General features: G+C 67.9%; 12 protein-coding genes. 7 read left to right on the forward strand and 5 right to left on the reverse strand.

Annotated elements, in window-relative coordinates:
- Window positions 1–53 precede the first annotated feature (53 nt).
- From zwf to eda, 5 genes are all read left to right on the forward strand, one after another.
- On the forward strand, window positions 54–1,490 hold the full coding sequence (gene zwf, locus ACVOJ1_RS02270) for a glucose-6-phosphate dehydrogenase (RefSeq protein WP_346479938.1): 1,437 nt from the start codon (window positions 54–56) through the stop codon (window positions 1,488–1,490).
- The gene (gene glk / locus ACVOJ1_RS02275; RefSeq protein ID WP_053517290.1) at window positions 1,487–2,494 is read left to right on the forward strand and encodes a glucokinase; all 1,008 of its coding nucleotides are present in this window, start codon (window positions 1,487–1,489) and stop codon (window positions 2,492–2,494) included. The genes zwf and glk overlap by 4 nt, the downstream gene beginning before the upstream one ends.
- Window positions 2,491–3,213, forward strand: a complete 723-nt coding sequence (pgl, locus tag ACVOJ1_RS02280; RefSeq protein WP_053517289.1) for a 6-phosphogluconolactonase — start codon at window positions 2,491–2,493, stop codon at window positions 3,211–3,213. The genes glk and pgl overlap by 4 nt, the downstream gene beginning before the upstream one ends.
- A gap of 58 nt (window positions 3,214–3,271) precedes the next feature.
- Window positions 3,272–5,188, forward strand: coding sequence for a phosphogluconate dehydratase (gene edd / locus ACVOJ1_RS02285; protein ID WP_346479939.1), 1,917 nt, complete (start codon window positions 3,272–3,274; stop codon window positions 5,186–5,188).
- Between the two features lie 129 nt (window positions 5,189–5,317).
- Window positions 5,318–5,977 carry a bifunctional 4-hydroxy-2-oxoglutarate aldolase/2-dehydro-3-deoxy-phosphogluconate aldolase gene (gene eda / locus ACVOJ1_RS02290; protein ID WP_065181278.1) on the forward strand — a complete coding sequence of 220 codons (660 nt, stop codon included), beginning with the start codon at window positions 5,318–5,320 and terminating at the stop codon, window positions 5,975–5,977.
- Window positions 5,978–6,084: 107 nt separating this feature from the next.
- Here eda and ACVOJ1_RS02295 read toward each other — a convergent pair whose 3' ends face one another.
- From ACVOJ1_RS02295 to ispG, 3 genes are all read right to left on the reverse strand, one after another.
- Window positions 6,085–6,732 (reverse strand): response regulator, encoded by a 648-nt coding sequence (locus tag ACVOJ1_RS02295; RefSeq protein ID WP_065174949.1) that lies wholly within the window; start codon window positions 6,730–6,732, stop codon window positions 6,085–6,087.
- Window positions 6,733–6,933: 201 nt separating this feature from the next.
- Complete coding sequence (locus ACVOJ1_RS02300) at window positions 6,934–7,683, reverse strand: phosphatase PAP2 family protein (RefSeq protein WP_053517284.1); 750 nt, start codon at window positions 7,681–7,683, stop codon at window positions 6,934–6,936.
- Window positions 7,664–8,929 carry a flavodoxin-dependent (E)-4-hydroxy-3-methylbut-2-enyl-diphosphate synthase gene (gene ispG / locus ACVOJ1_RS02305; protein WP_053517283.1) on the reverse strand — a complete coding sequence of 422 codons (1,266 nt, stop codon included), beginning with the start codon at window positions 8,927–8,929 and terminating at the stop codon, window positions 7,664–7,666. The genes ACVOJ1_RS02300 and ispG overlap by 20 nt, the downstream gene beginning before the upstream one ends.
- A 114-nt stretch (window positions 8,930–9,043) precedes the next feature.
- On the opposite strand from ispG, the gene ACVOJ1_RS02310 reads away from it, so the two are divergent.
- On the forward strand, window positions 9,044–10,270 hold the full coding sequence (locus tag ACVOJ1_RS02310) for an ATP-binding protein (protein ID WP_065174948.1): 1,227 nt from the start codon (window positions 9,044–9,046) through the stop codon (window positions 10,268–10,270).
- Complete coding sequence (locus ACVOJ1_RS02315) at window positions 10,267–10,836, forward strand: response regulator transcription factor (protein WP_053517280.1); 570 nt, start codon at window positions 10,267–10,269, stop codon at window positions 10,834–10,836. The genes ACVOJ1_RS02310 and ACVOJ1_RS02315 overlap by 4 nt, the downstream gene beginning before the upstream one ends.
- Window positions 10,837–10,882: 46 nt before the next feature.
- Here ACVOJ1_RS02315 and pgi read toward each other — a convergent pair whose 3' ends face one another.
- Together pgi and panD are read right to left on the reverse strand one after the other, a co-directional pair.
- The gene (gene pgi / locus ACVOJ1_RS02320; protein ID WP_197571622.1) at window positions 10,883–12,397 is read right to left on the reverse strand and encodes a glucose-6-phosphate isomerase; all 1,515 of its coding nucleotides are present in this window, start codon (window positions 12,395–12,397) and stop codon (window positions 10,883–10,885) included.
- Window positions 12,394–12,774, reverse strand: a complete 381-nt coding sequence (gene panD / locus ACVOJ1_RS02325) for an aspartate 1-decarboxylase (RefSeq protein ID WP_053517331.1) — start codon at window positions 12,772–12,774, stop codon at window positions 12,394–12,396. Before panD ends, pgi begins: the two co-directional genes overlap by 4 nt.
- Between the last annotated feature and the right edge of the window lie 76 nt (window positions 12,775–12,850).

The following is a 12,850-nucleotide window of genomic DNA, read 5'->3' on the forward strand; positions in this document are numbered from 1 at the left end:
ACCCAGCCATGAAGCGATTGACAACGATGTCACCCGGATCTGAAACTCGAGCGATGCACGACACCCTCTTCCTGTTCGGTGCCACAGGTGATCTGGCCCAGCGCTACCTGTTCCCTTCGCTGCTGCGCCTGCTTGGCGATGGTCTGCTGCCGGAGGATTTCCGCATCCGTGCGCTGGCCCTGTCCGGCCATGACACCGCGGCCTTCCATGACATCCTGCGCCCGCGCCTGCAGCAGGCCATGCCGATGGCCTCGCAGGACGACATCGCCGCGCTGCTGCGCCGCATCGACTACCGTTCGGTGGACCTGCGCGATGTCGACTCGGTCGCCGCCGCCGTCTCCGACCTGGTGGACCGCCGGTGCGTGAGCTACCTGGCCATTCCGCCGGGCCTGTACATCTCCACCTGCGAAGGCCTGGCCAAGGGGGGCGCCCTTGCCGCACCGGCCCGGCTGATGCTGGAGAAACCGATCGGCAGCGACAGCGAAAGTGCCGAAGAGATCATCAGCACCATCGGCCAGTGGATCGACGAAGACCGCGTGTTCCGCCTGGATCACTATCTGGGCAAGGCTGCGGTGCAGAACCTGATCGCCCTGCGCTTCGGCAACACCCTGCTGGAGGCGGTGTGGAACCGCAACTACATCGAGTCGGTGCACATCCTGGTCGCAGAGAGCGAAGGCGTGGACGGCCGCGATGCGTACTACGCGCGGTCCGGCGCCCTGCGTGACATGGTGCAGAGCCATATCCTGCAGCTGCTGTGCCTGGTGGCGATGGAACCGCCGGCGTCGCTCGAAGCCGACCGCATCCGCGACGAGAAGGTCAAGGTGCTGCGCGCCCTGCGCCCCCTCGACGCCCAGCATGCGGCCCGCGACAGCGTGCGCGGCCGCTATACCGCCGGCACCATCAACGGCCAGCCGGCACAGGCCTACCAGCCGCCGGAAGGCAGCGACGTGGAAACCTTTGCCGGCGTCACCGCGCACATCGACAACTGGCGCTGGTCCGGCGTTCCCTTCCATCTGGTCACCGGCAAGCGCCTGCCCGAGCGCACCACCCGCGTGGTGGTGACCCTCAAGCCGGTCACCCATTGGCTGTTCGAGCGCCCGCAGCGCGCGCAGGCCGCACCCAATCGCCTGGTGTTCCAGCTGCAGCCGCAGGAAAACATCGAGCTGGGCCTGATGAGCAGCCTGGCCGGTCCGGAATGGGGCGCGCTGGAACTGCATCCGCTGGAACTGGAGCTGTCGGTGCCGACGGGACTGCACCGCCGCATCGCTTACGAGCGCCTGTTCCTGGACGCCTTCAACGGCAACCATGCGCTGTTCGTGCGCGACGACGAAGTGCGCGCCGCCTGGGCGTGGATCGACAGCGTCGCCGATGCCTGGAAGGCAGCCGGCCTGCCGCTCCAGCCTTACCCTGCAGGCCAGTGGGGTCCGGCCGATGCCACCGGCTTCCTGCCACAGGGCGTGGATGCGCCGGACACCGGAGCCTCGGCATGAGTGGCAGCTCGCAGCCGGTTCTGGTCGCCGACATCGGCGGCACCAATGCCCGCTTCGCACTGGCCGACACTTCGCTGGATGCGCCCCTGCAGAAGGACAGCATCCGCGAGTTCGCGGTCGCCGAGTTCCCGTCGCTGGGCGATGCCGCCCGCCACTACCTTGAGCAGGCCGGGGCCAGCGCGCGCCGCGGCGTGTTTGCGGTGGCCGGCCGCGTCGATGGCGACGAGGCACGCATCACCAACCATCCGTGGGTGATCTCGCGCAGCCGCACCGCAGCGATGCTCGGCTTCGACGAGCTGCACCTGATCAACGACTTCGCCGCACAGGCGATGGCCGTCGCCCTGCTGCAACCGCAGGACGTGGTGCAGATCGGCGGTGCGCACTGGACGCCGGCCGCGCCGGGCCAGCCACGCAACTACGGAGTGATCGGCCCCGGCACGGGCCTCGGCGTCGGTGGCCTGGTGGTGCGCCACGGCCGCAGCTACCCGCTGGAAACCGAAGGCGGTCACGTCAGCTTCCCGCCGGGCACGCCGGAAGAAGTGCGGATCCTGGAGATCCTGTCCGAGCAGTTCGGCCGCGTGTCCAACGAGCGTCTCATCTGCGGTCCCGGCCTGGTCAACATCCATCGTGCGGTCTGTGAGATGGCTGGTGTCGATCCGGGCCATCTGCAGCCGGCCGACGTCACCGCCCGTGCCGCGCTCGGCGATCCGCAGGCGATGCGCACCGTGGATGTGTTCTGCGCAGTGTTCGGCGCCATCGCCGGCGACCTGGTGCTGATCCAGGGTGCCTGGGATGGCGTGTTCCTGACCGGCGGCCTGGTGCCCAAAATGCTGGATTCGCTGCAGCACTCCGGCTTCCGCCAGCGCTTCGAGCACAAGGGCCGGTTCTCCTCGATCATGGCGCGGGTGCCTTCGCTGGCGATCATGCACCCCTGCCCCGGCCTGCTGGGCGCTGCCGCCTATGCAGCCGATGCCGAACGTGACGCTCCGGGAGTTGCCGCATGAGCCCTGTCTTCCAGGACGACCGCATCGATTTCGTCAGTCACGGCGATGCCGATGGCTGGATCGAAGCGGTGGCCACCGAAATGGCACAGACCATCAACCGTGACATCAACGAAGTCGGCCGCGCACGCATCCTGCTGTCCGGTGGCACCACGCCGGCGCCGGTGTACCAGGCGCTGGCAGAAATGGAAGTGCACTGGGACCGCGTGGAAGTGAGCCTGGCCGATGAGCGCTGGCTGTCGCCGCAGGATCGCGACAGCAATGCCTGGCTGGTACGCGAGCACCTGCTCAAGCGCGCCGAAGGTGCACATTTCGACCCGCTGGTGCGCATCGGCAAGCCGCTTCCGGAATGCGTGTACACCGCCAATCTGCAGGCACAGCACAGCCAGCCGCCCAGCCTGGTCGCGCTCGGCATGGGCAATGATGGCCACACGGCCTCGTTGTTCCCCGGCTCGAAGGACCTGGCCCGCGCGCTGGAAAGCCCCCTGCCCTATGCCGCACTGGATGCGACCGGCTGCCCGGGCGCCAACCAGTGGCCGCTGCGGATCACGCTGACCCCGCACGGCCTGCGCCAGTGCCGCCAGCGCCTGCTGCTGCTGCGCGGCAAGCAGAAGCTGCAGGTGCTGCGGCAGGCGCTGGACAGCAACAATGCCCAGCAGTACCCGATCCTCAACGCAATCCACCTGGAAGGCGCGCGCCTGCGCGTCCACTGGGCAGATTGATGTCGGTGGCGGCATATCGCCGCCGCCCACCTCTCGCCACCTCGAACGCCGGTAGCCAATGAGCCTCCATCCGCAACTGCAAGCCATCACCGACCGCGTCATCCGTCGCAGCGCTGCCTCGCGCGCGGCCTACCTGGCCGCTGTCGACGCCGCCCTGCGCGAAGGCCCCTTCCGCAGCCGCCTGAGCTGCGGCAATCTCGCCCATGGTTTCGCTGCCTGCGGCGGCACTGACAAGAGCCGCCTGCGCGGCGGGGTGACGCCGAACCTGGGCATCATCACCGCCTATAACGACATGTTGTCGGCCCACCAGCCGTTCGAGACCTATCCGGAGCAGATCCGCGGGATCGCCCGTGAACTGGGCGCCACCGCACAGGTGGCCGGCGGTGTGCCGGCGATGTGCGACGGCGTCACCCAGGGCCGCGGCGGCATGGAACTGTCGCTGTTCTCGCGCGATGTGATCGCGCAGGCCACCGCGATCGGCCTCAGCCATGACATGTTCGATACCACGGTCTACCTTGGCGTGTGCGACAAGATCGTGCCCGGCCTGCTGATCGGCGCGCTCGCGTTCGGCCACCTGCCGGCGGTGTTCATTCCGGCCGGCCCGATGACGCCGGGCATTCCGAACAAGCAGAAGGCCGAGGTGCGCGAACGCTATGCGGCCGGCGAAGCCACCCGCGAAGAACTGCTGGAGGCCGAGTCGGCCTCCTACCATGGCGCAGGCACCTGCACCTTCTACGGTACCGCCAACTCCAACCAGGTACTGCTGGAAGCGATGGGCGTGCAGCTGCCAGGCGCATCCTTCGTCAACCCGGGCACTGCGCTGCGCGATGCGCTCACCCGCGAGGCCACCGAGCGTGCGCTGGAGATCACCGCGCTGGGCGAGGATTTCCGTCCGCTCGGCCGGATCATCGACGAGCGCGCGATCATCAACGCCGTCATCGCCCTGATGGCCACCGGCGGCTCGACCAACCACACCATCCACTGGATCGCGGTCGCACGTGCCGCCGGCATCGTGCTGACCTGGGACGACTTCGACGAGCTGTCGCAGCTGATTCCCCTGCTGGCCCGCGTCTATCCGAACGGCGAAGCCGACGTGAACCGCTTCGCGGCGGCCGGCGGCCCGGCTTTCGTGTTCGGCGAACTGATCAGGGCCGGGCTGATGCACGGCGACCTGGTCAGTGTGGCGCGCGGCGGCATGGCCGATTACGCCCGCGAACCGCAGCTGCGTGACGGCACCCTGGTCTATCTGCCCGGGCTGGAGCGCAGTGCCGACGAGGAGGTGGTGCGCGGCGTCGACGCTCCGTTCGAGAGCCAGGGTGGCCTGCGCCTGCTGCGCGGCAACCTGGGCCGGTCGTTGATCAAATTGTCGGCGGTGAAGCCGCAATACCGCTCGATCGAAGCACCGGCCGTTGTCGTTGATGCGCCCCAGGTGCTCAACAAGCTGCATGCTGCCGGGCTGCTTCCCCAGGATTTCGTGGCGGTGGTGCGCTACCAGGGCCCGCGCGCGAACGGCATGCCGGAGCTGCATTCGCTGGCGCCGCTGCTGGGCCTTCTGCAGAACCAGGGCCGACGCGTTGCGCTGGTCACCGATGGCCGGCTGTCCGGGGCGTCGGGCAAGATCCCGGCGGCGATCCATGTCACGCCGGAAGCCGCGCGTGGTGGTCCGCTGGCGAAAGTCCGCGAAGGCGACATCATCCGCCTGGACGGCGAGGCAGGCACGCTGGAGGTCCTGGTGGACGCTGCCGAATGGGCCGCACGCACTCAGGCCCCGAACACCGCACCCACGGCCAATGATCTGGGCCGCAACCTGTTCGCGATCAACCGTCGTGTGGTCGGGCCGGCCGATCAGGGGGCCATTTCGATTTCGTGCGGGCCGGCAGCGGCCGATGGCGGGCCGTGGGATTACGACGCCGAGTACGAACTGGGACACGATGCGGCGGCTGCGGCAGCGCCGCATGAGGCGAAGGACGCCTGAGGGTTGAACAGCGCTGCGGGTGTGTTGCGGCGGTGAGTGTGCTGGTGGCGGCGTCACACTTTCGGGCGCATCAACGCCGCGAAGTGATCACTGAAAATCAAATTCGGAAGCAAAGGCAGAAGCAGAGCTATGGGTATCGAACAACATCAGCTGAAGGCGGCGGAGCTGTTGCATGCGGCGGGCATCCTGCCGGTGGTGACGATTCATACGCTGGACCAGGCCCGTGCGGTGAGTGCGGCGCTGCTGGAAGGCGGTCTGCCGGCGATCGAGCTGACGTTGCGCACGCCGGTGGCGATGGAGGCGTTGGCCATGCTCAAGCGCGAACTGCCGGACGTGGTGGTGGGTGCCGGTACGGTGCTGACCGTTGAGCAGATGCAGCAGTCGATTGATGCCGGCGCGGACTTCCTGGTGACCCCGGGTACGCCGCCCGCGCTGGCCGATGCGCTGGCCGCTGCACCGCTGCCGGTGGTGCCCGGTGCGGCGACGCCGACCGAGCTGCTGTCGCTGCATGCGCGCGGATTCCGGGTGTGCAAGCTGTTCCCGGCCACTGCGGTCGGCGGCCTGGCGATGATCAAGGGCGTGGCCGGTCCAATTGCCGATCTGAAGCTGTGCCCGACCGGCGGCATCACGGAAAATACCGCCGCCGAGTACCTCGAGCAGAAGAACGTCGTCTGCATCGGTGGCTCATGGATGGTGCCCGGCAACTGGATTGCGGATGGCGACTGGGACAAGGTGCGCGCCAGTGCCGCGCAGGCGGCGGCCATCGTCAAGCGCGTGCGCGGCACCTGAGCGCCCGATGGGTGAGCGCGGGGCCGACGCTTGGCCCCGCGACCGCGGGCCGGAACTGGAAGACAGATTCCGGGCGCGCGATGCAACTCAGCCGTTGGCTGAAACCCTCACAGCGGCCGTGCCGGATCCACCAGCCCGTACTGGCTGGCCATGCGCGCCAGCGCGATGTTGTCGTGGATACCCATCTTCTCGAACAGGCGCGCCTTGTGCGTGTTGACGGTCTTGGCGCTGAGGCTGAGGCGGCGCGCGATGTCTTCCTGGCGCAATCCCTGGGTCAGCAGCAGCGCCACTTCCAGCTCGCGCGGAGACAGGGTGTCGAACGGCGAACCATTCCCCTCCACCGTCGACAGCGCCAGATTCTGCGCGATGCTGGTGCCCAGGTAGCGGCGCCCGCCTGCCACGTCGCGCACCGCGCGCAGCAGTTCCTGGGCGTCGCAGCCCTTGCCGATGTACCCGGCCGCGCCGGCTTCCAGCAGCCGCTTCGGCAGCGGGCCATCCTCCAGGACGGACACGATCACCACGCGCGTGCTGCGATGGCCGCGCACGATGCGCTCGGTCACTTCCATGCCGCTGACACCCGGCAGGTGCAGGTCGCACAGCACCACGTCCGGCTGCAGCTGGCGGATCTCGCGCAGCGCGTCCTCGCCGGTCTCGGCCTCGCCCACCACCTCGATGTCGGTCTCACCCGACAGGATCATCTTCATCCCGGTGCGGACCAGTGCGTGGTCGTCCACCAGGTAGACTCGAATCGTCATTCACGTACCTCTTCGAATGCGGCCATTGCGGGTCAAGCTAGGCAGGGTGCCGAACCCTCGCAAGCGCGGTCGAAGTGCATACCGGGCAAGAGTGCCGGGTTGATCACAGTCTCACGCATTGTGCTTACCCCCTGTCTTGCAGAACCCACTGCAACGAAACAGCTCATCTATCACGTAGACGCCCGCGAAGAGCCATCCACGTCACTCCCCCTGTGTTGATGCTTCGCTGGCCGTCGATGGCGGCGAATCGCGGCGTCGCCAAGGATGCCGACGACTGAACATGACCAGGTAGCACCCTACCACCCAAACCAGTGCTGCACACCATCCGGCCAGGATATCCGACGGGTAATGGACCCCGAGATAGACCCGGGACACGCTGACCAGCAAGCTGAACGCAGGGGCCAGCACCAGCACCGGCCAGCGCCAGCGGGTATTCCAGGCCAGAAGTACCAGGGTTGCCGCCAGGGTCATCGACCCCATGGCGTGGCCGCTGGGGAAACTGAACGTCGATTCCGGTGCGATGGACTCCCACAGGCTGGGGCGGTCCCGCTGGAAGAACCGCTTGCTGCCCATGTTCAACAGTGCCGATCCGAGGAAACTGACGGCCACGAAGGTGGCCTCGCGCCAGCGGCGGTAGCCCAGCAGTGCCGCGACGATCAGCACATCGGCGGGAATCAGGAACCACTCGTAACCCAGCCGGGACAGCAGCACGAAGAACCGGTCCAGCCACGGCGAATGCAGGCCGTGCATCTGCCACAGCAGCGGCGCGTCGAAATGGAACGATTCAAACTCATGCACCTCGTCGGCCAGCGCGACGAAGCCGGCCAGCGGCAACAGCACGCCGGCGAACAGCAGGACCAGGCGCCACGCATTGCGCGCCATCCAGTGACGGAAGCCGGAGGCCGGCTCCGGCGCGGCAAGGATCGCGGGCTTATCCTGCGCTTCGGACATAGGTTCGTTCGACGTAGTCGTCGATCAGGGCGACGAATTCCTGGGCGATGTTCTCGCCACGCAGGGTCACCTTCTTCTCGCCATCGACGAACACCGGCGCCGACGGCGCCTCCCCGGTTCCCGGCAGCGAGATGCCGATGTTGGCGTGCCGCGATTCTCCCGGGCCGTTGACCACGCAGCCCATCACCGCCAGGGTCATGTTTTCCGCCCCCGGGTGCTGCACTTTCCACAGCGGCATCTTCTCGCGCACGTGGTTCTGCACCACCTTGGCCAGCTCCTGGAAGAACTCGGAGGTGGTGCGGCCGCATCCCGGGCAGGCTGTCACCAGCGGCGTGAACGCGCGCTGGCCGGTGGTCTGCAGCAGCTCCTGGGCGACGATCACTTCCTGCGTCCGCGACTGGCCCGGCTCGGGCGTCAGCGAGATGCGGATGGTGTCGCCGATACCTTCCTGCAGCAGCACGCTCAGCGCCGCTGCCGACGCAACGATGCCCTTGCTGCCGATGCCGGCTTCGGTCAGGCCCAGATGCAGCGCGAACTCCGAACGCTGTGCCAGGTCACGGTAGACCGCGATCAGCTCCTGCACGCCACTGACCTTGGCCGACAGCACGATGCGGTCGCGCGGCAGGCCCAGCTCCACGGCCTGTTCGGCCGAATCCAGCGCTGACCGGATCAGTGCCTCGCGCAGGACACGTCCGGCGTCCCAGGGCTGCTCGCGCTCGTTGTTCTCATCCATCAGCCTGGCCGCCAGCGCCTGGTCCAGCGAGCCCCAGTTGGCGCCGATGCGCACCGGCTTGTTGTAGCGGATGGCGAACTCGATCAACTGCGCGAACTGCAGGTCCTTCTTCTTGCCGAAGCCCACATTGCCCGGATTGATGCGGTACTTGGCCAGTGCTTCGGCACACGCCGGTTCGGCGGTCAGCAACTGATGGCCGTTGTAGTGGAAATCACCGATCAGCGGCACGTCGATGCCCATCATCGCCAGCTTGTCGACGATGCGCGGGATCGCGGCCGCGGCCTCGACGGTGTTGACGGTCAAGCGCACCATTTCCGAACCGGCGCGCCAGAGCTCGGCGACCTGCTTCACGCTGGAGGCCACGTCGGAGGTGTCGGTATTCGTCATCGACTGCACCACCACCGGCCTGCCGCCGCCGACGGTGACTCCGCCGATCTGGACGGCGTGGGTCTGGCGACGGGACCAGGCGGTGGGCTCGGAAGGCGGGGTCGGGCGGGTAACGGCGTCGTGCATGCGGGCATTCTAGCGCCCGCCTCCGGTTTCCGGGTGACTCGCATTCAGCCGCTGGCACGGCTGCGGCCGATTGTCGCAGGCACACCCGCCCGCGAACGCATACGATGGGCGCGAATGACCGGTCCCGACGCCCCGTTTCTCCGCACCCTGTGCAGCCTGCGATGGCTGGCCGTGGCCGGCCAGGCCGCCACCATCCTGGTCGCCACCTGGGTGCTGGGCCTGCCGCTGCCGCCACTGCCGCTGTGGGCCGGCGTCGCCGTGCTCGCGCTGTTCAATGTCTACACCCAGCTGCGGCCGGAAGGGGCCGATACCGCGCCACTGACAGCCTTCGGCCACATCCTGGTGGACGTGATCATCCTGACCTGGATGATCAGCTGGAGCGGCGGCATGGCCAATCCATTCAGCTCCCTGTTCCTGATCCTGATTGCGTTGGCCGCCTTCGCCCTGCCCCTGCGCTGGGCGTTGGCGGTGGCCCTGGCCTGCCTGCTCGGCTACGCCGCCAGCGGACTGTTCGGCCAGCCGCTGCCGGACGGCTACTTCCGTGCGCAGGACCTGAACCGCTGGGGCGTGGTCGCCAATTTCCTGATCTCCGCCACCGTCGTGCTGACGTTCTCCACGCGCCTGGCCCTGGCCCTGCGGCAACGGGAACTGGAGCTCTCGGCACTGCGTGAACGCTTCGCCCGCAACGAGGGCATTGTCGCCCTGGCCACCCACGCCGCCTCGGTGGCGCATGAACTGAACACGCCGCTGGCGACCATGACCCTGCTGGCCGACGACGTTGCCGAGCGCAGCGAGGAGCCGGAAGTACGCGAGGACATGGAAACCCTGCGCGAACTGCTCGTGCAGTGCCGCGAACGGGTGCTGGCACTGGCCGCGCCGGCATCGGCCGACATGCCCGGACGCAGCCGCTCCAGCGCCCAGCAGGTGCTGGAACAATGGCGGCTGGTGCGGCCGACCATCGACCTGCACCGCAACGACGATGCGCCGCTGCGGCTGCCGCTGGACCCCGGCGTGGGCCACCTGCTGATGGTCCTGCTCAACAACGCGGCCGATGCCGGAGAGCAGGCCGGGCGCCCGCGCGTGGACCTGAGCCTGCGCATCGACGGCGACGACCTGATCGGCGAAGTCCGCGACTACGGCCACGGCTTCGATGCCCGTGCCGCCGTGCTGCCGGGCACGCTGTTCGGCAGCAGCAAGAGCGAGGGCATGGGCGTCGGCCTGGCCCTGTCCCATGCCACCATCGAACGCCTCGACGGCGAGATGTGGATGCGCCCGGCCCAGGGGGCCGGCAGTCGCGTCGGCTTCCGCCTGCCGCTGGCCCCACGCGAGGACACCCCATGAGCCTGCACCACTCCACCCAGGGCCTGCTGGTCGACGACGACGAGCTGTACCTGCGTACCCTGCAGCGCAGCCTGGCGCGCAAGGGACTCGAAACGCAGACCGCGCAGGACGCGGCCACTGCGCTGATGCTGGCCCGCCAGCATCCACCGGCCTTCGCGCTGATCGACCTCAAGCTCGGCAGTGATTCCGGCCTGGCCCTGATCCAGCCCCTGCGTGCCCTGCGTGCGGACATGCGGATCCTGCTGGTCACCGGTTATGCCAGCATCGCCACAGCCGTGGAAGCCATCAAGCTGGGCGCAGACGATTATCTGCCCAAGCCGGCAACGGTACCGATGATCCTGCGCGCGCTGGGCGAAGAGGACGACGGCCCGGCCGACGACGGCGAGATGGAAGTCCCCGACGCGATGACGCCGATCAGTCGCCTGCAGTGGGAACACATCCAGCAGGCGATGCACGAGACGGGCGGCAACGTGTCCGCTGCCGCCCGCCTGCTCGGCATGCACCGACGGTCGCTGCAGCGCAAACTGGCCAAGCGGCCAAGCCCGGAACGCGATCCGAGCCGTTGAGCCCGACACGCCGGGCCAATGCCCGGCGACACATCCCCGACCTGGCTCAGCCCTTCAGCTGCGCCAGGATCTCGCGGGTCATCGGGTCGGCGATCGCCACGCCCTCGCCCTGCAATGCCGGCAGCAACTGGTTGGCCAGCTGCTTGCCCAGCTCGACCCCGAACTGGTCGAAGGCGTTGATGTTCCAGATCACCGACTGCACGTACACCGCGTGCTCGTACATGGCGATCAGCGCACCCAGCGCCTGCGGCGTCAGTGCATCGAGCAGGATCAGCGTACTCGGACGACCGCCCGGGTAGTCGCGGTGCGGATCGTCGCTGCCCTGACCGTTGGCCAGCGCTTCGGTCTGCGCCAGCAGGTTGGCCAGCAGCGCCTGATGATTGACGGTATAGGGATCGTCGTTGTGCACACAGCCGATGAAGTCAGCCGGGACGATGCTGGTGCCCTGGTGCAGCGCCTGGAAGAAGCTGTGCTGCACATCGGTGCCCGCACCGCCCCACCACACCGGCACGGTATCGGTGGTCACCGGCTGGCCATCACGCTGCACGCGCTTGCCCAGGCTTTCCATCACCAGCTGCTGCAGGTAGGCCGGCAGCAACGCCAGGCGCTGGTCGTAGGTCATCACCGCATGGGTGGCGCAGCCCAGCAGGTTGCGGTTCCAGATGTCGGTCAGGCCATGCAGCACCGGCAGATTGCGCTCCAGCGGTGCATCCAGTGCGTGCGCGTCCATCTGCGCCGCACCCTCCAGCAGCTGTTCGAAACGCTCGAAGCCGATCGCCAGCGCAATCGGGAAGCCGACCGCCGACCACAGCGAGTAACGGCCACCGACCCAGTCCCACATCGGCAGCACGCGCTCTGCGGCGATGGCGAAGGCCTTCGCTGCGCGCTCGGGATTGGCGCTGACGGCATACAGGCGTTCACTGCCACCCAGCCAGTCGTGCAGGATCTGGCCGTTGAGCAGGGTTTCCTGGGTGCCGAAGGTCTTGGAGATCAGGATGCCGGCGGTGCGCGCCGGGTCAAGCGTGGCCAGCGTGCGCTGCATGGCCGCGCCGTCCACGTTCGATACGAAATGCACGCGCAGGCGCGCGCCGCTGACCGGGCGCAGCGCATCGGCGACCAGCCGCGGGCCAAGATCGGATCCCCCGATGCCGACGCTCACCACGTCGGTCACGCCGCTGTCTTCCAGCGCACGCACGAGGACTCCCATGCGCTGACGGATTTCGCGTGCAGTGGCATGGGCATCGGCGGCCACCGGCGCGTCGACCACGTCACCACGCAGCGCCGTGTGCAGCGCCGCGCGGCCTTCGGTCAGGTTGACCTGCTCGCCGCGCATCAGGCGGTTGATGGCGCCCCCGACATCGCGTTCTGCTGCCAGCGCCAGCAGCGCCTGCAGCGCCGCGGCGTCGTACTTCTGCCGGGCAAAGTTCACGTACAACGGACCGACCCGCAGCGCCAGCTCCTGCACACGGCCAGGTTCGGTGGCGAGCAGGCTGGGGATGCTTGCGCCCTTCAGGCGCTGGGCGTGGGAATGCAGCGAGTCGAATCCGTTGTTCGTTGTCATGCGGCCTGGGTCGGGATCGTGTCGTTGGTGTGGGTGATCTGGTTGCTGCCATCCACGTACACCAGCTTCGGCTTGAAGCTGTCCGCTTCCTGCTCGGTCATGCTGGCGAAGGCGGCGATGATGATGATGTCGCCGACCTGCACGTGGCGCGCGGCGCCACCATTGAGCGAGACGATGCCGCTTCCGGCTTCGGCGCGGATCGCATAGGTCGAGAAGCGCGCACCGTTGGTCACGTCCCAGATGTGGACCTGCTCGAACTCGCGGATACCGGTGGCAGCCAGCAGGTTGTCATCGATGGCGATCGAGCCTTCGTAGTTCAGCTCGGAGTGGGTGACGGTGGCGCGGTGGATCTTGGTCTTGAGCAGGGACAGGTGCATGGCACGGTACAACGCAGAGGAAAGCGTGGATTCTAGCACCCGCACAACGCGGGGCATCACGACCGGCAAACCGTTC

It is taken from the genome of Stenotrophomonas sp. STEN225 (assembly GCF_056756445.1).